The 22,690-nt window shown below is 75.7% G+C and carries 3 protein-coding genes; 2 read left to right on the top strand and 1 reads right to left on the bottom strand.

The window, feature by feature from the left end; all coding sequences use genetic code 11:
• Positions 1 to 68 precede the first annotated feature (68 nt).
• Positions 69 to 10,415, top strand: coding sequence for a type I polyketide synthase (locus OG747_RS00690; protein WP_405876756.1), 10,347 nt, complete (start codon positions 69 to 71; stop codon positions 10,413 to 10,415).
• Positions 10,416 to 10,472: 57 nt separating this feature from the next.
• Positions 10,473 to 21,518: a type I polyketide synthase gene (locus tag OG747_RS00685; RefSeq protein ID WP_405876754.1), complete on the top strand. Its 11,046-nt coding sequence runs from the start codon at positions 10,473 to 10,475 to the stop codon at positions 21,516 to 21,518.
• 81 nt (positions 21,519 to 21,599) lie between these two features.
• Here the strand turns inward: OG747_RS00685 and OG747_RS00680 are convergent, their stop codons facing one another.
• Entirely contained in the window at positions 21,600 to 22,631 is a 1,032-nt protein-coding gene (locus OG747_RS00680; protein WP_405876752.1) for a ketoacyl-ACP synthase III family protein, read from the bottom strand.
• Between the last annotated feature and the right edge of the window lie 59 nt (positions 22,632 to 22,690).

Here is a 22,690-nt window from a genome sequence, read left to right as displayed (position 1 = left end):
CCCCGCACCACAGCGCTGGATCTCCGCACAACGGACACCGCCCGGCTCGGTTCAAGGAAGTGACACACGTGGCTGACGACGACAAGTACGTGGAATACCTCAAGCGGGTGACGGCAGAACTGCGACAGACCCGCCGTCAGCTCCGCGAGGTGGAGGACAAGAACCGCGAGCCCATCGCCATCGTCGCGATGAGCTGCCGCTTCCCCGGCGCCATCGCCACCCCGGAGGACCTGTGGCGGCTCGTCGACGAGGGCGGCGACGCCATCGGAACGCTGCCCGCGGACCGCGGCTGGGACATCGAGGACCGCTTCGACCCCGACCCCGACAAGCCGGGCACCTTCTCCACCCGCGAGGGCGGCTTCCTCAGCGACGCCGCCGCGTTCGACGCCGGCTTCTTCGGCATGAGCCCCCGCGAGGCCCTCGCCACCGACCCCCAGCAGCGGCTGCTGCTGGAGGCGTCCTGGGAACTCCTGGAGCGGGCCGGCATCCCGCCCGCCACCCTCCGCTCCAGCGCCACCGGCGTCTTCGTCGGCGCCGCCTCCTCCGGCTACGGCCAGGGCCCGGTGGAGGTGCCCGAGGACGTCCACGGGCTGATGCTCGCGGGCAACGCCACCTCCGTCGCCTCCGGCCGCATCTCCTACGTCCTGGGCCTGGAGGGCCCGACCGTCACCGTCGACACCGCCTGCTCCTCCTCCCTGGTCGCCCTGCACTGGGCGGTGCAGGCCCTCAGGTCGGGGGAGTGCGACCTTGCGATGGCCGGCGGCGTCGCCGTCATGGCCACCCCCGGGCTGCTCTTCGAGTTCAGCCGGCAGCGCGGGCTCGCCCCCGACGGCCGCTGCAAGGCGTTCTCCGACGACGCCGACGGCACCGGATGGTCCGAGGGCGTCGGCATGCTCCTCGTGGAACGGCTCTCCGACGCCCGCCGCAACGGCCACCAGGTCCTCGCCGTCGTCCGCGGCTCCGCCGTCAACTCCGACGGCGCCTCCAACGGCCTGACCGCCCCCAACGGCCCCTCCCAGCAGCGCGTCATCGAACAGGCCCTCGCCGGCGCCGGGCTGACCGCGGCCGACATCGACGCCGTGGACGCCCACGGCACCGGCACCTCACTGGGCGACCCGATCGAGGCAGGGGCCCTGCTGGCCACCTACGGCCGCGCCAAGGACGAGACGAACCCGCTGCTGCTCGGCTCCCTCAAGTCCAACCTCGGCCACACCCAGGCCGCCGCCGGTGTCGCCAGCGTCATCAAGATGGTCATGGCCCTGCGCCACGGCCGCCTCCCGCGCACCCTGCACATCACCGAGCCCTCGACCCACGTCGACTGGTCCGCCGGCCACGTCCGCCTGCTGACCGAGCCCGCCGCCTGGCCGGACACCGCCGAGCGGCCGCGCCGCGCCGCCGTGTCGTCCTTCGGCATCAGCGGCACCAACGCCCACACCATCCTGGAGGCCGCACCCGCCGAGACCCCCGCCGAGACCCCCGCCGAAGCCCCCGCCGCGGACGCCGGGGTCCCGGCCGAGGACGGCGCCGCCGGGCAGGGCGCGGCGCCCGCCGCCGCGCTGCCGGCCGTGCCGTGGATCGTCTCCGCGCGCAGCGCCGCCGCCCTGCGCGGCCAGGCCGCCCGGCTCCTCGACCGCGTCACCGGCGAGGACGACGCCAAACTGCCCGCAATCGCCCGCGCCCTCGTGACGACCCGCCAGCTGTTCGAGCACCGCGCCGTCGTCCTCGCCGAGGACCACGCCGCCGCCCTGCGCGGCCTGTCACAGCTCGCCGACGCCGACGGCGAGGACGCTGCCGCGCCCGCCGCGCCGCACGTCGTCACCGGCCGCGCCCTGCGCGGCGCCACCGCCTTCCTCTTCTCCGGACAGGGCTCCCAGCGCCTCGGCATGGGCCGTGAGCTGTACGCGGCGTTCCCCGCGTTCGCCGAGGCCTTCGACGCGGTCTGCGGCCACCTCGACGCCGTGCTGGGCCGCTCCCTGAAGGCCATCGTCTTCGAGGGGGCCGAGGGCCCGGACGCCCTGGACCGCACCGACCTCACCCAGCCCGCCCTGTTCGCCGTCGAGGTCGCCCTGTTCCGTCTCCTGCAGTCCTGGGGCGTGAAGCCCAAGTACCTGCTGGGACACTCGCTGGGCGAACTGGCCGCCGCGCACGTCGCGGGCGTCTGGTCGCTGGCCGACGCCTGCCGGCTGGTCGCCGCCCGCGGCCGCGTCATGCAGGCCCTCCCGCCGGGCGGCGCCATGATCTCCGCCGAGGCCGCCGAGGACGAGGTCGCCCCGCTGCTCGCCGCACACGGCGGCGCCGTGAGCATCGCCGCCGTCAACGGCCCTGGGGCCACCGTCATCTCCGGCGACGAGAGCGCCGTCGAGGAGGTCGCCGGGCGGCTGCACGCGAAGGGCCGCCGCACCCGGCGCCTGCGCGTCGGCCACGCCTTCCACTCCGCCCGCATGGACGCCGCCCTCGGCGAGTTCCGCACCGTCGCCGAGAGCGTCACCTCCCACGCCCCGCGGATCACGGTCGTCTCCAACGTGACCGGCGAACCCGCCACCGCCGAGGAGCTGCGCTCGCCCGACTACTGGGTGCGCCACCTGAGGCAGGCCGTGCGCTTCGCCGACGGCATCACCTGGCTCGCCGGGCACGGCGGCGTCAGCCGGTTCCTCGAACTCGGCCCCGACACCACACTGACCGCGCTCGCCCGCACCGGCCTGCCCGACGACACCACCGAGCGGGCCTGCTTCGCCTCCCTGCGCAAGGACCGGCCCGAGGCCCCTACGCTGCTGGCGGCCGTGGCCGGACTGTTCACACACGGCGCCGCCGTCGACTGGGAACACCTCCTCGGCACCGACACCGACACCGGCGACCCCGCCGGCCGCGTAGAGCTGCCCACGTACGCCTTCCAGCGCGAGAGGTACTGGCTGCGCATGAGCGCCCGGGGCGCCGGCGACCTCACGGGCGCGGGACTCGGCGCCGCCGCGCATCCGCTGCTGAGCGCCGTCGTCCGCGTCGCCGACGACGGCCGGGTCCTGCTCACCGGCCTGCTCTCGGCGCGCTCCCAGCCCTGGCTCGCCGACCACACCGTCTCCGGCACCGTCCTGCTGCCCGGCACGGCCTTCGCCGAACTCGCCCTGCGCGCGGGCGACGAGGTCGGCTGCGACCTGCTGGAGGAACTGACCCTCGAAGCCCCGCTCGTCCTGGCGGAGAAGGGCGCGGCACAGCTCCAGCTCGTCATCGCCGCCCCCGACGCCTCCGGCCGCCGCCCGCTGAGCGTGTACGCGCGCCCCGAGCCCGCCGCGGGTGACGGCGACGGCGCCGAGTGGACCCGACACGCCTCCGCGACCCTGGCCGCCGGGGCCGCCGAGCCGTCCTTCGACCTGACCGCCTGGCCGCCGCCCGGCGCCACGCCGGTCTCCCTCGACGGGTTCTACGCCGCCCTCGCGGACACCGGCTACCACTACGGCCCCGTGTTCCAGGGCCTCAAGGCCGTCTGGCGCGCGGGCGGCGCCTGGTACGCCGAGGTCGCGCTGCCCGAGGACCAGCACAAGGAGGCGGCCCGCTACGGACTGCACCCGGCGCTGCTGGACGCCGCCCTGCACGCCCAGCTCACCGGCCCGGCGGGGGAGGGGAGTTCCGCCGGGGTCGGCCTGCCGTTCTCGTTCAGCGGTGTGCGCCTGCACGCGGTCGGCGCGGCGAGCCTGCGGGTGCGGATCGAACCGGCGGGCGCGAGCGGTGTCGCCCTGCGCATCGCCGACGCCGCCGGCCGGCCCGTCGCCACCGTCGACACCCTCGTCTCCCGGCCCGTGTCCGCGGACAGCCTGCGCGGCGCCGCCACCCCGGTGGCCGGCGCCCTGCACCGCCTGCGGTGGAACCCCGTCGAGAACACCCCGCCCGCACCGGGCGCTTCCCTGTCCGGCCGCTGGTACGTGTCCGGGGGCGACGACACCGGTCTCGACGCCGGCTGGCCCCGCGTGGCCGGCCCCGCCGACGTCCCCGAGGACGCCGAGGCGGTGCTGCTGCCGTGCCCGGCCGCCGGATTCGACGACATCACCACCGTGGCCGCGCACGTGCTGAACACCGTGCAGAGCTGGCTCGCCGCCGGCCCCGCCGACGCCCGCCTCGTCGTCCTCACCCGCGGGGCTGTTGCCGCCCGCGACGGCGAGGACGTACCGCACCCGGCCGCCGCCGCGGCCTGGGGCCTGGTCCGCTCCGCCCAGACGGAGAACCCGGGCCGCCTCGTCCTGCTCGACCTCGACCTCGACACCGGCACCGGCCTCGACACCGGCACCGGCCTCGGCCTTGACACCGGCGCGCTGCCCGCCGCGGCCCTCACCGCCGCTCTCGCCGCCGGCGAGCCCCAACTCGCCCTGCGCGAGGGGCAGCTCCTCGCCCCGCGGCTCGCCCGCGTCAGCGCCCCCCGCCCCGCCACGGACACCGACGACGGCCCCGCGGCGGCGCCCTGGGACCCCGAAGGCACCGTCCTGATCACCGGCGGCACCGGCTTCCTGGGCGCCCTCGTCGCCCGCCACCTCGTCGCCCGCCACGGCGTGCGCAGCCTCGTCCTCGCCTCCCGGCGGGGCCCCGACGCCCCCGGCGCCGCCGACCTCGTGGCCGAACTCGCCGCACAGGGCGTCCAGGTGACCGCGGCAGCCTGCGACACCGCCGATCCCGACGACCTCGCGCGCCTGCTCGCCCGCATCCCCGCCGAGCGGCCGCTGCGCGGCGTCGTGCACACCGCCGGCCTCCTCGACGACGGCATCCTCGCCTCCCTCACCCCCGAGCGCCTGGATGCCGTGCTGCGCGCCAAGGCCGCCTCCGCCCTCGCCCTGCACCACGCCACCCTGGACGCCGACCTGACGGCGTTCGTCCTGTTCTCCTCCGCCGCGGGCCTCCTCGGCGGCGCCGGACAGGCCAACTACGCGGCCGCCAACACCGTGCTCGACGCCCTCGCCCAGCACCGGCGCGCCCACGGTCTGCCCGCGGCCTCCCTCGCCTGGACCCTGTGGGAAGGCACCGGCGGCATGACCGGAGGCCTCAGCGAGGACGACGTCCGGCGCATCGCCGCCTCCGGCCTGCCCGCGATCACCGCCGAAGGGGGCCTCGGCCTCTTCGATGCCGCGCTGGCGAGCGGTGAGGCACTGCTCGCCCCGCTCCGGCTGGATGCCGCCGCCCTGCGCGCCGCTGCCACCGCCGGCCGGCTGCCCGTACTGCTGCGCGGCCTCGTACCGGCCCCGGCCCGCCGCACCGTCGAGGCCACCGCCGGCGGCGCACCCCGGCTGGCCGCACGGCTGGCCGGCCTCGATGCGGCCGAGCAGGAACGGCTGCTGCTCGACCTGGTCCGCCGGCACGCCGCCACCGCCCTCGGCCACGACGCGGCCGGCGCCATCGGCGCCGACCAGTCCTTCCGCGACCTCGGCTTCGACTCGCTCACCTCGGTCGAACTGCGCAACCGCCTCAATGCCGAAACCGGCCTCAGGCTGCCCGCCACCCTCGTCTTCGACCACCCCCGCCCCGCCGCCCTCGCCCGCCACCTGCGCGAGGAACTCGGCGGCACCACCACCCACACGGCCGCCGCCACGGTGGCCGCCCGCGACGACGACCCCGTCGTCATCGTCGGCATGGCCTGCCAGTACCCCGGCGGCGTCACCTCCCCCGAGGACCTGTGGCGGTTCGTCGCCGAGGGCGGCGACGCCATCTCCGCCTTCCCCGCCGACCGCGGCTGGGACCTCGAGCGCCTGCCCGGCCTCGAAGCCGGATTCCTCTACGGAGCCACCCACTTCGACGCCTCCCTCTTCGGCATCTCACCCCGCGAGGCCCTCGCGATGGACCCCCAGCAGCGGCTCCTGCTGGAGTCCTCCTGGGAGGTCTTCGAACGCGCCGGCATCGACCCGCTGTCCCTGCGCGGCAGCCGCACCGGCGTGTTCGTCGGCGCCATGGGCTCCGGATACGCCTCCGGCCTCGCCGACATCCCCGAAGGCATGGAGGGCTACATCGGCCTCGGTGTCTCCGGGAGCGTCATCTCCGGCCGCGTCGCCTACACCTTCGGCCTCGAAGGCCCCACCATGACCGTCGACACCGCCTGCTCCTCGGCGCTGGTCGCCCTCCACCTGGCCGCCCACGCGCTGCGCCAGGGCGAATGCGGCATGGCGCTGGCCGGCGGCGTCACCGTGATGGCCACCCCCGGCACCTACACGGAGTTCACCGCGCAGAACGGCCTGGCCGCCGACGGCCGCTGCAAGGCCTTCGCCGCCTCGGCCGACGGCACCAGCTTCTCCGAGGGCGTCGGCGTCCTGCTGCTGGAGCGCCTCTCGGACGCGCGCCGCAACGGCCACCCCGTGCTGGCCGTGGTGCGCGGCTCCGCGACCAACCAGGACGGCGCCTCCAACGGCCTGACCGCCCCCAGCGGCCCCTCCCAGCAGCACGTCATCCGCCAGGCCCTCGCCTCCGCGGGCCTGGCGGCGGCCGAGGTGGACGCCGTCGAGGCGCACGGCACCGGCACCACCCTCGGCGACCCCATCGAGGCCCAGGCCCTGCTGGCCACCTACGGCCAGGACCGGCCCGACGGGCGGCCGCTGTGGCTGGGCTCCGCCAAGTCCAACTTCGGCCACACCCAGGCCGCGGCGGGCGCCGCCGGCATCATCAAGATGGTCATGGCCATGCGCCACGGCGAACTGCCCCGCACCCTCCACGTCGACGCGCCCTCCCCGCACATCGACTGGTCCAGCGGCGCCATCGAACTGCTCACCGAACCCCGGACCTGGCCGGCCCACACCGGGCGGCCCCGCCGGGCCGGCGTCTCCTCCTTCGGCATCAGCGGCAGCAACGCGCACGTCATCCTGGAGGAACCGCCCGCCCCCCACCCCGCCGCAGACCGGCCCGAACCCGCCGCCCAGCCGCGCGCGTTCGCCCTCGCCGGGCACACCCCGCAGGCCCTGCGCGCCCAGGCCGCCCGGCTGCGCACCCATCTCCTCGCCCACCCCGACACCGACCTGCGCGACCTCGCGCACTCCCTGTCCACCACCCGGCACGCCCTCGACCACCGCGCCGTCGCCGTCGCCGAGACCCACGCGGAACTGCTCACCGCACTCGCCGCCGCCGCACAGGGCGAAAACACCCCCGACCTCGCCACCGGCGTCGCCCACACCGGCGCCAAGACCGCGTTCCTCTTCAGCGGCCAGGGCGCCCAGCGCCCGGGCATGGGCCGCGACCTGTACGACGCCCATCCCGTCTACGCCGACACGTTCGACGCGGTCTGCGCCGAACTCGACCGGCACCTCGACGGCCCGCCGCTGCGCCCGGTGGTCTTCTGCGAAGAAGGCTCGCCCGAGGCCGCACTCCTCGGCCAGACCGCCTACACCCAGGCCGCGCTGTTCGCCGTCGGCACCGCCGCGCACGCCCTGGCCCTCTCCTGGGGCGAGCGCCCCGACGCCCTCATGGGCCACTCCATCGGCGAACTGACGGCCGCCCACGCCGCGGGCATCCTCACCCTCCCCGACGCCTGCGCCCTGGTGGCCGCCCGCGGCCGCCTGATGCAGGCCCTGCCCGAGGGCGGCGCGATGATCGCCGTCGAGGCCACCGAGGAGGAGATACGACCCCTCCTCGACGGCCCCGACGGCGTCGGCGACCGTGTCTCCACCGCCGCCCTCAACGGCCCCGCCTCACTCGTCCTGTCCGGAGACGCGGATGACGTGGCGCGGATCGCCGCCCAGTTCGCGGACCGCGGCCGAAAGACCAGGCGTTTGCGGGTCAGCCACGCGTTTCACTCACCCCGTATGGACGCGATGCTCGCGCAGTTCGAACAGGTCGCGGCGCAGGTCGACTACGCCGTGCCGGTGCTGCCCGTCGTCTCCAACGTCACCGGCCGCCTCGCCGCCGGCGACGACCTGCGCTCGGCGGCCTACTGGAGCAGGCACGTGCGCGAGGCGGTCCGCTTCTGCGACGGCGTGCGCACCCTGGAGGCCGAGGGCGTCACCACCTACCTCGAACTGGGCCCCGACGCCACGCTGACGACGATGGTCCTCGACAGCGCCGCCGACCCCGCGGCCGCCGCCGCCGTACCGCTGATGCGGCGCGAGGGCCCCGAGCGCCGCAGCGCCCTGCTCGCCGCGAGCCTGCTGTACGCCCGCGGCGGCGAGGCGGACCTGACCCGGCTGCACAGCCGGGACGCGCGCCGCACCGAACTGCCCACCTACGCCTTCCAGCGCGAGCGCTACTGGCTTCAGTCCTCCGCACCGCCCGCCGCGCCCGCCGAGGACACCCCGTTCTGGGACCTCGTCGAGCAGGCCGACCCGCAACAGCTGGCGGCCCGCCTCGACCTCGACGGGGACGCCCCGCTCAGTGCCGTCCTGCCCGCGCTCGCGTCCTGGCGCCGCGAGGCCAAGCAGGCCTCGCGGGAGGAGAGCTGGGAGCACCGCATCGTCTGGAAGCCCGCCTCCGACGAGGCCGCCGCCCTCACGGGCACCTGGCTGCTGCCCGTCCCCGCACACCTGGCGGACGGCGCCTGGGCCGCCTCCGTCGCCGCCGCCCTCGGCGCGCACGGCGCCCGCGCCGTGACCGTCCCCGTCGACTGCGCCACGGCCGACCGCACCACCCTGGCCGGACAGTTGGCCACGGCCACGGCCGCCGACGCGGCCGGCGGCCTGGAGGTCCGCGGCGTGCTCTCCCTGCTGGCCGCCGACGTGACGCCGCTGCCCGGCCACCCGTCCACACCGGGGGGCCTCACCGCCACCGCCGCCCTCGTGCAGGCACTCTCCGAGGGCGCCGAGGGCGTGGCCGCACTCTCCGCGGTGCCCCTGTGGTGCCTGACCGCGGGCGCCGTCGGCGTCCACGCCCAGGAGGCGCCCGAGGCGCCCGAACAGGCCGCCGTCTGGGGCCTGGGCCGCTGCGCGGCCCTGGAATACCCGCGGAGCTGGGGCGGCCTGGTCGACCTCCCCGCCGGCACCGGCACGCCTCTCGCCCAGGACGTCGCCCGCCGCCTGTGCACGGTCCTCGCCGGACGCGACGGCGAGGACCAGGTCGCGGTGCGCGGCTCCGGAACCTTCCTGCGCCGCCTCGTACGCGTGGAAGGCCCCGCCCGTCCCGCCGCCGAACCGTCCTGGAAGGGCACCGTCCTGCTGACCGGCGGCACCGGCGCCCTCGGCGTGCGCACCGCCGCCTGGCTCGCCGAGCAGGGCGCGAGCCGCGTGCTGGCCGTCAGCCGCTCCGGCGGCGGCGCCGAGGGCGCGGCCGCCCTGAAGGCCGCACTGGACGGCACCGCCACCGAACTCGTGATCGCCGCCTGCGACGTCGCCGACCGCGACGCGCTGGCCGCCCTCCTGGCCGAACATCCGGTGGACGCCGTGGTGCACACCGCGGGCGTCCTCGACGACCGGCTCATCGACACCCTCTCGCCCCAGAGCCTGGAGAGGGTGCTGCGCCCCAAGCTGGCCGCCGCCCGCAACCTCCACGACCTCACCCAGGGCCGCGACCTGTCCGCCTTCGTCCTGTTCTCCTCGGTGTCCGGCACCCTCGGCACCCTCGGCCAGGCCAACTACGCCGCCGCCAACGCCTACCTGGACGCCCTGGCCCACCGGCGCAGGGCCGCGGGACTGCCCGCCACCTCCCTGGCCTGGGGCCCGTGGGCCGGCGGCGGCATGGCCGCGGAGAACACCCAGGCCGAAGGGCGCATGCGGCGCAGCGGCATGAACCCGCTGGACCCCGAGCGCGCTCCGCGGGCCCTCGGGCGGGCCGTGGCCCGCCCGGACGCGGCCCTGGCCGTCGCCGACGTGGACTGGGCACGCTTCGTGCCCGGCTTCGCCTCGGCCCGGCGCAGCCCGCTCCTGTCCGACCTGCCCCAGGTGCGCGACCTGGCGGCCGCCCGCCCGGCGGACGCGGGGCAGGACGACGCCGCCCGGACGCTGCGCGCCCGGCTGGCCGGGCAGTCCGCCGCCGAGCAGGAGAGGACGCTCGTGACCCTGGTGCGCACCCAGGTCGCCGGCGTTCTCGGACACGCCTCCACCGACAGGGTCGGCGCCACCCGGGCCTTCAACGCCCTCGGCTTCGACTCGCTGATGGCCGTCGAGCTGCGCAACCGGCTCGGCACCGTCACCGGCCTCGCGCTGCCCGCCACGCTGCTGTTCGACCAGCCCAACGCCTCGGCCCTCGCCGTCTACCTGCGCGGCAGGCTCACCGACGGCGTGGACGGCGCGGGCCAGGTGCTCACCGAACTCGACCGTCTGGAGGCCGCGTTGACCGGCCTGCCGGACGACGACGCGAAGCGGGAGCGCATCGGCGTACGGCTGCGGTCGCTCCTCGCCCGCTTCGGCGGCGCGGACGGGACCGCGGCACCCGCCGCCGTCACGGCGACGGACGACGTGAGCGACCGGATCAACTCCGCCGCGGCGGACGAGATCTTCGACTTCATCGAGAACGATCTTGGAATCTCCTGAGCGGGGTGCTGCGGCACCGGCGCACGGATACGGGACCGGGGAACGGGTGAATGACGCATGAGCGATGAGGAGAAGATCCTCGGCTACCTGAGGAAGGTCACGGCCGATCTTCACCAGACGCGGCAGCGACTGCGCGAGGCGGAGGCACGGGGCCGGGAACCCGTCGCGATCGTCGCCATGGGCTGCCGCTTCCCGGGAGGCGTGAGCGACCCCGAGGGCCTGTGGGGGCTGCTGCGGTCGGGCGCCGACGCCATGACCGAGTGGCCCCCGGACCGCGGCTGGGACACCGACGCGCTGTACGACCCCGAGCCCGGGGTGCCCGGCAAGAGCTACACGCGCAGGGGCGGATTCATCGACCGCGTGGGGGACTTCGACGCCGGCTTCTTCGGCATCTCGCCCCGCGAGGCCGTCGGCACCGACCCGCAGCAGCGGCTCCTGCTGGAGATCTGCTGGGAGGCCCTGGAACGCGCCGGCATCGACCCGGTGGCGCTGCGCGGCAGCCGTACCGGCGTGTTCGCCGGCACCAACCTGCAGGACTACACCACCCTGCTGAGCCTGTCGGACAACGCGGGCGACGACGGCGTCGGCAACTCCTCCAGCGTCCTGTCCGGCCGCATCTCCTACACCCTCGGGCTGGAAGGCCCCGCGGTGTCCCTCGACACCGCGTGCTCGTCCTCGCTGGTGACTCTGCACCTGGCCGTGCAGGCGCTGCGCGCCGGCGAGTGCGACCTCGCGCTCGCCGGCGGCGTCACCGTCATGTCGACGCCCACGGTCTTCCTGGAGTTCAGCCGGCAGCGCGGGCTCTCCCGCGACGGCCGCTGCCGTGCCTTCGCCGACGCCGCCGACGGCACCGCCTGGGGCGAGGGCGCCGGCGTCCTCGTCGTCGAGCGCCTGGCCGACGCCCGCCGCAACAACCACCCCGTCCTCGCCGTCGTGCGCGGCTCCGCCGTCAACCAGGACGGCGCCTCCAACGGCCTGACCGCCCCCAACGGCCCCTCCCAGGAACGCGTCATCTGGCAGGCGCTCGCCTCCGCGGGCCTGGCCCCGGCGGACGTGGACGCCGTCGAGGCGCACGGCACCGGTACCGTCCTCGGCGACCCCATCGAGGCGCAGGCGCTGCTGGCCACCTACGGCCAGGACCGGCCCGACGGGCGGCCGCTGTGGCTGGGCTCGGTGAAGTCCAACATCGGCCACACCCAGGCCGCCGCCGGCGTCGCCGGCATCATCAAGATGGTCCTCGCCCTGCGCGAGCGGCACCTGCCCGCCACCCTGCACGTCGACGAGCCCTCCACCCACGTCGACTGGTCCGCCGGAAGGGTCGAACTGCTCACCGCCGCCCGGCCCTGGCCGGCCGCCGACCGGCCGCTGCGCTGCGCCGTCTCCTCCTTCGGCGTCAGCGGCACCAACGCCCACGTCATCCTCGAACAGCCCCCGGCGCCCGAGGAGTCGCAGCAGCCCGGCCCCGACGGCCCGCAGCCGGCCGCCCCCGCCACCGGCTCGTCCGTGTCCAGCCCCTCCGCCACCAGCCCCTCCGCCACCGGGTCGTCCGCCACCGGACCCTTCGCCTTCCCGGTGTCCGGCCGCACGCACACCGCACTGCGCGCCCAGGCCCAGCGCCTGGCCGAGCACCTGCGCACGGGCGACGGACGCACCCAGCAGCCCGCCGACATCGCCTGGTCCCTGGCCGCCACCCGGCCCGCCCTGGAACACCGCGCCGTCGTCGTCGCCCACGACCACGACGAACTCCTGGCCGGCCTGGACGCCGTCACCGAGGGCACCCCCGCACCCCGCGTCGTCCGCGGCGCCGCCGACACCGAGGGCGGAGCTGTCTTCCTCTTCCCCGGACACGGCCCGCAGTGGGAGGAGATGGCCACCCAACTCCTCGACGGCGACGAACGATTCCGCACCCACTTCACCGAGGTGGCCGCCGCCGTCGAGGCGCTCACCGACTGGAAGGTCCTCGACGTCCTGCGCCGCACCGAGGGCGCCCCGCCGCTGGAACGCCTCGACATCGTCCAGCCCACCCTGTTCGTGGTGTGCGTGGCGCTCGCCCGCCTGTGGCAGTCCTGCGGCGTCCACCCCGTCGCCGTCGCCGGCCAGAGCCAGGGCGAGATCGCCGCCGCCCACATCGCCGGCGCCCTCACCCTGCAGGACGCCGCCCAGGTCGTCGTCGCCCGCGCCCGCGCCCTGCGCCCGCTCGCCGGCCGCGGCGGCCTGCTCTTCGTACCGCTGCCGCTCGCCGACGTGGAACGCCACCTGGCCCGCTGGGAGGACAGGCTGTCCGTCGGCGGCATCAACGGCCCCCGCGCGGTCGTCGTCTCCGGCGACGAGGAGGCGCTCACCGCGCTCCACGCCCACCTCACCGACGAGGGCGTACGGGCGCGCCGCGTCGCCATCGACTACGCCTCGCACTCCGCCCGGATCGAAGAGGTGCGCGACGCCCTCCTCGCCGGGTTCGCGCCCATCGTCCCGCGCCAGGCCGACATACCGTTCTACTCCACCGTCACCGGCGGCCGGATCGAGGACACCACCGCACTGGACGCGGACTACTGGTACCGCAACGTCCGCCAGGCCGTCCGCCTGGAGGACACCGTCAAGGCGCTGGCCGCCGCGGACCACCGCGTCTTCGTCGAGGTCGGCCCCCACCCGGTGATGACCACCACCGTCGGCGACATCCTGGACACCCTCTCCGTCACCGGCACCGCCGTCACCGGCACCCTGCGCCGCGGCGAGGGCGGCCCGGACCGCTTCCTGCTCGCCCTCGCCGAACTCGCCGTGCGCGGCTGCCAGGTCGACTTCAGCGCCGCCCAGGCCGGCCCCGCCCGCCGCGTCGACCTGCCGGTCTACGCCTTCCAACGCCGCCGCTACTGGCCCGAGTTCACCCGGGCCGCCGCCTTGGCCTCCGCCTCCGCCGCACCCGTCACCGCCGACGCACCGTTCTGGGAGGCCGTCGAACAGGGCGACCACGCGATACTCACCGCCGCCCTCGGCCTCGACGAGGACGCCGTCTCCTGCCTCCTGCCGGCGCTGGCGCACTACCGCCGGCGCAGCACCGAGGGAGCCGTCGCCGACTCCTGGCGCTACCGCATCGCCTGGCACCCCCTCCAGGACGCGCCCGCGCCCGCCCTCACCGGCACCTGGCCCCTCGTCGTCCCCGCCGGCCGCGAGGACCAAGCAGAGGCCACCGCCCTCGCCGCCGCCCTCAAGCGTGCCGGCGCGAGCCCCGTCACCGTCGCGGTGGACTGCGCCGCCGACCGCGCCGCCCTCGCCGCCCAGCTCACCGACGCCGTCACCGGCGCGGCCGGAATCGTCAGCCTGCTCGCCCTCGACGAAGACCCCCTGCCCGCGTTTCCCGCCGTGCCCCGGGGCTTCGCCGGGACCGTCACCCTCGTCCAGGCACTGGACGACCTCGCCGCGCACGTCCCGGTGTGGTTCACCACCAGGGGCGCCGTCGCGACCGCCCCGCACACCGGGACCGACGCCCCCGCCCAGTCGCTGGTGTGGGGATTCGGACGCGTCGTCGCCCTCGAACAGGCCGACTCCTGGGGCGGTCTCGTCGATCTGCCCGCCACCCTCGACGACCGGGCCGCCGACCGGTTCACCGGGGTGCTCGCCGGCCGCGACCACGAGGACCAGGTCGCGATCCGCACCACCGGCGTCCTCGGCCGCCGGCTGCTGCACGCCGCCACCGGGTCACTGCCCGCCGGCCGCCGCTGGACCCCGGAAGGCACCGTCCTGGTCACCGGCGGCACCGGCGCCCTCGGCCGCCACGTCGCCCGCTGGCTCGCCCGCTCCGGCGCCCGTGACCTGCTGCTCGTCAGCCGCTCAGGACCCGAAGCGCCCGGCGCCCAGGAGTTCGCCGCCGAACTCGCCGCCCTCGGCACCCGCACCGAACTCGTCCGCTGCGACATCGCCGACCCCGACGACCTCGCGCGCCTGCTCGCCGCCATACCGGCCCAGCGGCCCCTGACCGCCGTGTTCCACACCGCCGCCGTCCTCGACGACGGCGTCATCACCTCCCTCACCCCCGAACGCCTCTCCCAGGTCCTGCGCGTGAAGGCGGGCGGCGCCCTCAACCTCGACGCCGCCACCGCCGGCATGAACCTGTCGGCCTTCGTCCTGTTCTCCTCGTCCTCCGGCGTCTTCGGCAGCCCCGGCCACGGCAACTACGCCCCCGGCAACGCCTTCCTCGACGCCCTCGCCGAGGACCGGCGCTCCCGCGGCCTGCCCGCCACCGCCGTCGCCTGGAGCGGCTGGGCGTTCGGCGGCATGGCCTCCGGCAGCATCGGCGAACGCCTGGAGCGCCACGGCGTACGCCTCATGGACCCCGCCACCGCCGTCACCGCGCTGCAGCACGCCCTCGACCACGACGACACCACGCTCGTCGTCACCGACACCGACTGGGAGCTGTTCGGCGCCGAACTCCTCAAGGGCCGCCCGCGCCGCCTCTACGCCGCCCTGCCCGAACTGCGCCAGACCCTGACCGCCGCCCCCCGCCCCGGACCCGACCAGGAGCACGCGGACGCGGGCGGCCTCGCCGAACAGCTCGCCCCGCTCGGCGAGAGCGACCGCAGGCACGCCCTGCTCACCCTCGTCCGCGCCCACATCGCCTACGTGCTCAACCACCCGAGCCCCGACGACGTCGAACCCACCCGGGCCTTCCGCGAACTCGGCTTCGACTCGCTCACCGCCGTCGAACTGCGCAACACCCTGGGCGAGGCCACCGGCATGCGACTGCCGACCACCCTCGTCTACGACTACCCCACGCCCGCCGCCCTCGCCGACCACCTCAGCGCCGCCTTCGCCCCCACCGCCCCCGCCGCCTCCGCGCCGGCCACCACGGCCACCACGGCGCTCGCGGCACGGGGCACGGACACCGAGGACGACCCGGTCGTCATCGTCGGCATGGCCTGCCGCTTCCCCCGCGAGGCGAACACGCCCGAGGAGTTCTGGCAGCTGCTCGCCGACGGCACCGACGCGATCACCGCCTTCCCCGACGACCGCGACTGGGACCTGGACGCCCTCTACGACCCCGAACCCGGACAGCCCGGCCGCGTCTCCACCCGCGCCGGCGGATTCCTCTCCTCCTTCGCCGACTTCGACCCGGCCTTCTTCAACATCTCGCCGCGTGAGGCCGTCGCGATGGACCCGCAGCAGCGCCTGCTGCTGGAGGTCTCCTGGGAGGCGTTCGAACGCGCCGGCATCGACCCCAAGACCCTGCGCGGCAGCCGCACCGGCGTCTTCGCCGGCACCAACTACCAGGACTACACCTCCCGCCCGCTGGCCCACGACGAGGACGCCGGCGCCCATCTCGGCACCGGCAACTCCGCCAGCGTCCTGTCCGGCCGCCTCTCCTACACCTTCGGCCTGGAAGGCCCGGCGGTCACCGTCGACACCGCCTGCTCGGCCTCCCTGGTCGCCCTGCACCTGGCCGTACGATCCCTGCGCACCGGCGAGTGCGACATGGCCCTGGCCGGCGGCGTCACCGTCATGTCGACCCCCGGCCTGTTCGTGGACTTCAGCCGGCAGCGCGGCCTGGCCTCCGACGGCCGGTGCAAGGCGTTCGCCGACGCGGCCGACGGCACCGGCTTCTCCGAGGGCGGCGGCATGCTCCTGGTGGAGCGCCTCTCCGACGCCCGCCGCAATCACCACCCCGTGCTGGCCGTCGTCCGCGGCAGCGCGGTCAACCAGGACGGTGCGTCCAACGGCCTCAGCGCCCCCAACGGTCCCTCGCAGCAGCGGGTGATCCGCGCCGCCCTCGCGGACGCGGGCGTCGCCGCCGCGGAGGTGGACGTGGTCGAGGCGCACGGCACCGGCACCACCCTCGGCGACCCGATCGAAGCCCAGGCCGTCCTCGCCACCTACGGGCAGGACCGGCCCGCCGGGCGGCCGCTGTGGCTGGGGTCGGTGAAGTCCAACATCGGCCACACGCAGGCCGGTGCGGGGGTGGCGGGTGTCATCAAGATGGTCCTGGCCCTGCAGAACGAAATCCTGCCGCCCACTCTGCACGTCGACCGGCCCTCCACCCACGTCGACTGGGAGGCGGGCGAGGTGCGTCTGCTGACCGAGGCCGTCGACTGGCCCGCCGCCGGGGCCGGACACCCGCGCCGCGCCGGCATCTCGTCCTTCGGCATCAGCGGCACCAACGCCCACATCATCATCGAAGCCGCCCCGCCCGCCGAGACGGCGCAGCAGACCGGCACCGGCCGCGGCGGATCCGTCACCCCCTGGGTGCTCACCGGCCGCAGCGCCGCCGCCCTGCGCGACCAGGCGAGCCGCCTGCTCGCCCACCTCGCCGACCGGCCGGACGCGGACCCCCGCGACGTGGGCCTGTCCCTCGCGGCCACCCGTACCGCCTTCGAGCACCGGGCCGTCGTCCTGGGCACCGACCGGACCGAACTCACCGCAGGCCTCACCGCCCTGGCCGCCGGGCGCAGCGGACCGCAGACACCGTCCGGCATCGCGCGCGGCGGCGGCAGGACCGCGTTCCTCTTCACCGGCCAGGGCGCCCAGCGCCCCGGCATGGGACGCGAACTCCACCAGGAGTTCCCCGCCTTCGCCGAGGCCTTCGACGCGGCCTGCGCCCACCTGCCCGGGCTGCGCGACCTCGTCCTCGGAGACGAAGCCGACGCCGAGGTCCTTGGCCGCACCGAGCACGCCCAGCCCGCCCTGTTCGCCTTCGAGGTCGCCCTCTACCGCCTGCTGGAATCCTGGGGCGTCGTGCCCGACCAGGTCACCGGCCACTCCGTCGGCGAAATCGCCGCGGCGCACGTCGCCGGCGTGCTCTCCCTCAAGGACGCCTGCACGCTCGTCGCCGCCCGCGGCCGGCTCATGCAGCAACTGCCCGCGGGCGGCGCGATGGTCTCCCTGCAGGCCTCCGAGGCGGAGGTGCTGCCGCTGCTCGCCGGGCGGGAGACACAGATCGCCGTCGCCGCCCTCAACGGGCCCCTCGCCACGGTCGTCTCCGGCACCGAGGACGCCGTCACCGCCGTCGCCGGCCAGGTGGCCGCGATGGGCCGCAAAACCTCCCGGCTGCGCGTCAGCCACGCCTTCCACTCACCGCTGATGGAACCGATGCTCGACGCCTTCCGGGCCGTCGCCGCCCAGCTCACCTACACCGCGCCGCGCCTGACCGTCGTCTCCGGCCTGACCGGTGAACCGGCCGGTGCCCAGCAGCTGACCGACCCCGAGTACTGGGTGCGCCACGTCCGCGAGCCCGTCCGCTTCCACGACGCCGTCCGCCGCACCCGCGACGACCTGGGCGCCACCCGCTTCCTGGAGATCGGCCCCGACGCCACGCTCACCGCCATGGCCCAGGCGGCCCTGGAGGACCCCGACCGCGCCGAGGCCCTGCTCGCCCCGGCCGTCCGCAAGGACGTCCCCGAGGTCCGCGGCGTCCTGACCGCACTGGGCCGGCTGTTCACGAACGGCACCGAACCCGACTGGCGCGCCCTGTTCACCGGCGCCCGGCCCGTCCCCCTGCCCACCTACGCCTTCCAGCGGGAGCGCTACTGGCTGCCCAGCGCGCCGTGGACCGGCGACCTTCAGGGCGCAGGCCTGGAGACGGCCGCGCATCCGTTCCTGGGCGCCGCCGTCCGCCCCGCCGGCTCCGACACCCTCCTGCTCACCGGACGCCTGTCGCTGCGCACCCACCCCTGGCTCGCCGACCACGCCGTGCTCGGCGAGGTCATCCTGCCCGCGACCGGCTATCTCGACCTCGCCGTCCACGCCGGCGACCACGCCGGCTGCGGCCACCTCACCGAACTCACCCTGCACAGCCCCCTGGTGATCCCCCGCGAGGGCGCCGTCCAGCTCCAGGTCGCCGTCGAGGCGCCCGACGAGCGGGGCCGGCGTACCTTCGGCGTGTACGCACGCCCCGCGGGCGCCGGCACCCCCTGGGAGCGGCATGCCCAGGGCACCCTCGCCCCCGAGACACCGGCCGCCCCCGCCACCGACCTGACCCTCTGGCCCCCGCAGGGCGCGGACATCGTGGCCACGGGCGAACACTACGAGCGCTTCGCCGCCGCCGGGTTCGCCTACGGGCCCAGCTTCCAGGGCCTGGGCACCGTGTGGCGGCGCGGCGAGGAGGTGTTCGCCGAGGTCGCGCTGCCCGAGGAGTACCGCGCCGACGCCGCACGCTTCGGCCTGCACCCCGCCCTGCTCGACGCGGCCACGCATGCGCTCCTCGTCGAACTCCCGGGCACGACCGGCGAGAAGGACGCCGGGGAGGCGATGCTGCCCTTCGCGTGGAGCGGCCTGACCCTGCACGCCGAGGGCGCCACCGCTCTGCGGGTACGGCTGGCACCGGCCGGTCACGACCACGGCTTCTCCGTCCTCGCCTGCGACACCGCCGGCCGCCCCGTCGCCTCCGCCGAGTCCGTCACCCTGCGCGCCGTCCCCGCCGCACGGCTGCCCGAACACGACGGCCGGGCGCCCGGACTGCTGCGCCTGGCCTGGAGCCCCGCGCAGCCCGCCCCCACCGCGCCCCGTCCCGAATCGGTCCGCTGGATCATCCTCGGCGAGGGCGACGACCGGGTGGCCCAGACCATCGACGCCGCGGGCGTCCACCTGGAGACCTACGCCGATCTCGACGCGCTCGGCAAGGCCGTGGACACCGGTATGACCCTGCCGGACGTCGTGCTGATCGCCCCGGAGGGCCACCGCACCCAGGGACACGGCGTCCCCGGCGCCGTCCGCTCGGTGCTCACACCGGCCCACGACCACATCCGCGGCTGGCTCGCCGACGAGCGCTTCGCCGCCTCCCGCCTGGTGTTCGTCACCCGGTCCGCCGTGGCCGCGTACGCCGACGCCGATGCCGCCGACGACGGCGTCGGTGTCGGTGTCGGTGTCGGTGTCCAGGACCCGGCCGCCGCCGCCCTGTGGGGCATGGTCCGCTCCGCGCAGAGCGAACACCCCGGCCGCTTCCAGCTCGTGGACCTGCCCGACACCAACGACACAGACAACACAGACAACACAGACAACACGGGCGACACGGGCGGCGTGTCCGGCGGGGCGGACGACCGTGCCTTCCTCGCCGCCGTCGCCGCCGGCCTCCCGCAGAGCGCGGTGCGCGCCGGCCAGGTCCTGCTGCCGGGGCTGGCCCCGGTCGGCCCCGGCAGCGCCGCACCCGACCTGGCGTCCGGCACCGTCCTGGTCACCGGCGCCACCGGCGCCCTGGGCAGCACGGTCGCCCGGCACCTCGTCACCGCCCACGGCGTGCGCAGCCTGCTGCTCACCAGCCGCGGCGGCCCGGCGGCACCGGGCGCGGACGACCTTGTGGACGATCTGCGTGAACTGGGCGCCCGCGTCACCCTCGTCGCCTGCGACACCGCCGAACGCGCCGAGGTCGAAGAACTCCTCGCCCACGTCCCCGCCGAGGTGCCGCTGACCGGTGTGGTGCACGCCGCCGGCGTCCTGGACGACGGAGCGGTCACCGCCCTGGACGCCGAGCGCTTCGAGCGGGTCCTGCGCCCGAAGGCCGACGGCGGCTGGCTGCTGCACGAACTCACCGCGGGCCTGGGCCTGTCCGCGTTCGTGCTGTTCTCCTCCGCCGCGGGCACCTTCGGCTCCCCGGGCCAGGCGAACTACGCCGCCGCCAACGCCTTCCTCGACGCGCTCGCCTCCCACCGCCGGGCCCTCGGCCTGCCCGCGTCCTCCCTCGCGTGGGGAGTGTGGGAGGGCAGCAGTGCCATGACGTCCGGCCTCTCCGAGACCGACCGGCGCCGCATGGCCCGCGGCGGCATGCGGCCGCTGTCCGCCAAGGACGGCCTCCTCCTGCTCGACACCGCGCTCACCACCGACCACCCCGCACTCATCGCCATGGACACCACCGCGGGACACGGCGCCCTGCAGGCCCTGCTGCGGCCCGCGGAGCGGCCCGCCGCCCGCCGCACCGCGGCGGGCGCCCCGGCGGCGGTGAGCGCGTCCGCACGGCTGGCGGGACTCGCCCCCGCCGAGCGCCGCACCGCGCTGGTCGGCCTGGTCCGCGAACTGGCCGCGGCGGTCCTCGGACATGCGTCCGCCGAGGCGGTGGAGGCCGACCGGCTCTTCACCGAACAGGGCTTCGACTCCCTGACCGCCGTCGAGCTGCGCAACCACCTCGCCACCGCGACCGCCCTGAAACTGCCGCCGACCCTGCTGTTCGACCACGCCACCCCGGAACTGCTCGCCGCCCACCTCGACGAACGGCTGCTGGATGCGCCGCAGACGGCGCCGGCGGGCGGCGCCGCCGCGCCGCCGGCCGACGCTCCCGCCCCGCGCGCCGAGGACACGCTCAGCGGCCTGTTCAAGCGGGCCTGCCGGAGCGGCCGGGTCGACGAGGGGTTCGCCCTGCTGCAGGCCGCCGCCGAACTGCGGCCGACCTTCGCCTCCCCGCGGGAGCTGACCGCGGTGCCCGGGCCGGTCAGGCTCTCCAAGGGCGAGGCCGGCACGCCGTTCGTCTGCTTCAGCTCCTACGTGGCCCTGGCGGGCGTGCACCAGTACGCGCGGTTCGCCTCCGCCTTCCGCGGCCGGCGCGACGTGTGGGCGCTGCCCACGCAGGGCTTCGGCACCGGTGAGGCGCTGCCCGCCTCGTTCGACGCCGTCGCCGCGCTCCAGGCCGAGACGGTCACCCAGGCGGCCGGTGAGGGCCCCGTCGTCCTCGTCGGCTCCTCCTCGGGCGGCATCCTCGCGCTGGCCGCCGCCCGCCACCTCCACGAGCAGGGCAGGCCCCCGGCGGCCGTGGTCCTGCTCGACACCTACATGCCGCGCGCGGACTCGCCGTTCCTGCGGTTCTCCCAGCAGATGCTGGGCGGCATGTTCGACCGCGAGTCGATGTTCGCCCACATGGACACCGACCGGCTGACCGCCATGAGCTGGTACGCCGCCATGATCGGCGAATGGGAGCCCGGTCCCCTCGACAGCCCGGTCCTGCTGGTGCGCTCCAGCGAGCCCCCGGTGCCGGCCGACGCGAGGGGCCCTCTGGAGCTCCACGAGTGGCAGGCGTCCTGGGAGCGGGCGCACACCGTGGTCGACGTCCCCGGCAACCACTTCACGATGATGGAGGCCCACGCCCGCACCACGGCGGCCGCCGCCGACGACTGGCTGAAGCGGCTGGCGCACTGAGACGCACCCCAGAACCGCAGAACCGCAGGACCCCATCGGGTCCTGCGGTTCTGCGGTTCCTGCTGAGGGGGAGGGTGCGGTTCAGTGCGCCCAGTGCGGGGTGTCGGTAATGGTGAGCACGGCCGCGCTGCAGATCCAGCCCGGTCCCTGGGAGACCAGCAGGACGTGGTCGCCCGGGACCACCTCGCGGGTGCGCACCAGGTGCTCCAGGGTGATGAACACATCGGCGCCGCCCACGTGTCCCACCGCCCTGCCGAAGTCCCAGCTGCAGCGCGACATCGGCAGGCCCAGCGGCATCATGATCGAGTACTCGATCATCCTGCCGTCCATGTTGATCGGCACCACCTTGGCGAGGTCGGAGGCGTTCAGGCCGGCGTCCACCAGCGACCGGTGGATGATGTCCAGGTCGAAGAGGGTCAGCTTCTCCATCGTCTCCGACAGGGGCATCCGGTCGGTGAACTGCTGGGCCCGCTCGACCATGTCGGACACCGCCCCGGTGCCCTCGCGCAGCAGCAGCGGACCGTTGCCGCGGTGCCAGCGCTCCAGCTCGTGCAGCACACCCGAGTTGAGGGAGCGCACCGCGGCGAAGCCGTCCTCGTCGCTCACCAGCGCCGCCGCCGCACCGTCGCCCAGGATGTAGGCCTGGCCGAAGCCCTTCCAGCGGTCGGTGTCCGGCGAGGAGAAGTTCTCACCCGTGGTCAGCAGGACCGCCCCCGCCTCGGCGGCTCCCGTGAGCTTGCCGATCGCCACCTCCAGGGCGCTGAGCATGCCGTCGCAGCCCTGCTGGAGGTAGAGCGCGGGAATCGTGCCCAGGCCGAGCTCCCGCAGGATGTAGCCGGGCGGATAGGCGCCGTCGGGCCCCTGGTAGTGGACGGCGCTGTGGATGTGCGCCCCCAGGTCCTCGGGGTCGATCTTCGAGCGGTCCAGCGCGGTCCGGGCGGCCTGCACGGCCATGTCCATGGCCGGGACGTCACCGGCGACATGAGTGCCCGTCAGCCCGTTCGCCGCCTGGATCTCGGCGTCCAGCTTTCCCTCGGCCACGGCCTGCTGGGCGTCGGCCCACTCGTGCAGCACGACTCCCAGCGATTCGATGTGAACGTTCTCGACCCTCATCGGTCCTCTCCTGTCAGCTTTCGGCGTCATGACGGCGCCGGGCGGCGCGGCACCGTCCG

The sequence above is a fragment of the Streptomyces sp. NBC_01384 genome (assembly GCF_045040035.1).
In the GTDB taxonomy this organism is placed as follows: domain Bacteria; phylum Actinomycetota; class Actinomycetes; order Streptomycetales; family Streptomycetaceae; genus Streptomyces.
The sequence above is the reverse complement of the archived record's forward strand: the minus strand, read 5'-3'. Positions and strand labels throughout refer to the sequence as shown.

Coding starts and splice junctions, on each gene's coding strand:
- OG747_RS00685 (WP_405876754.1), top strand. CDS start 10,473: ATGAGCGATGAGGAGAAGATCCTCGGCTACCTGAGGAAGGTCACGGCC.
- OG747_RS00680 (WP_405876752.1), bottom strand. CDS start 22,631: ATGAGGGTCGAGAACGTTCACATCGAATCGCTGGGAGTCGTGCTGCAC.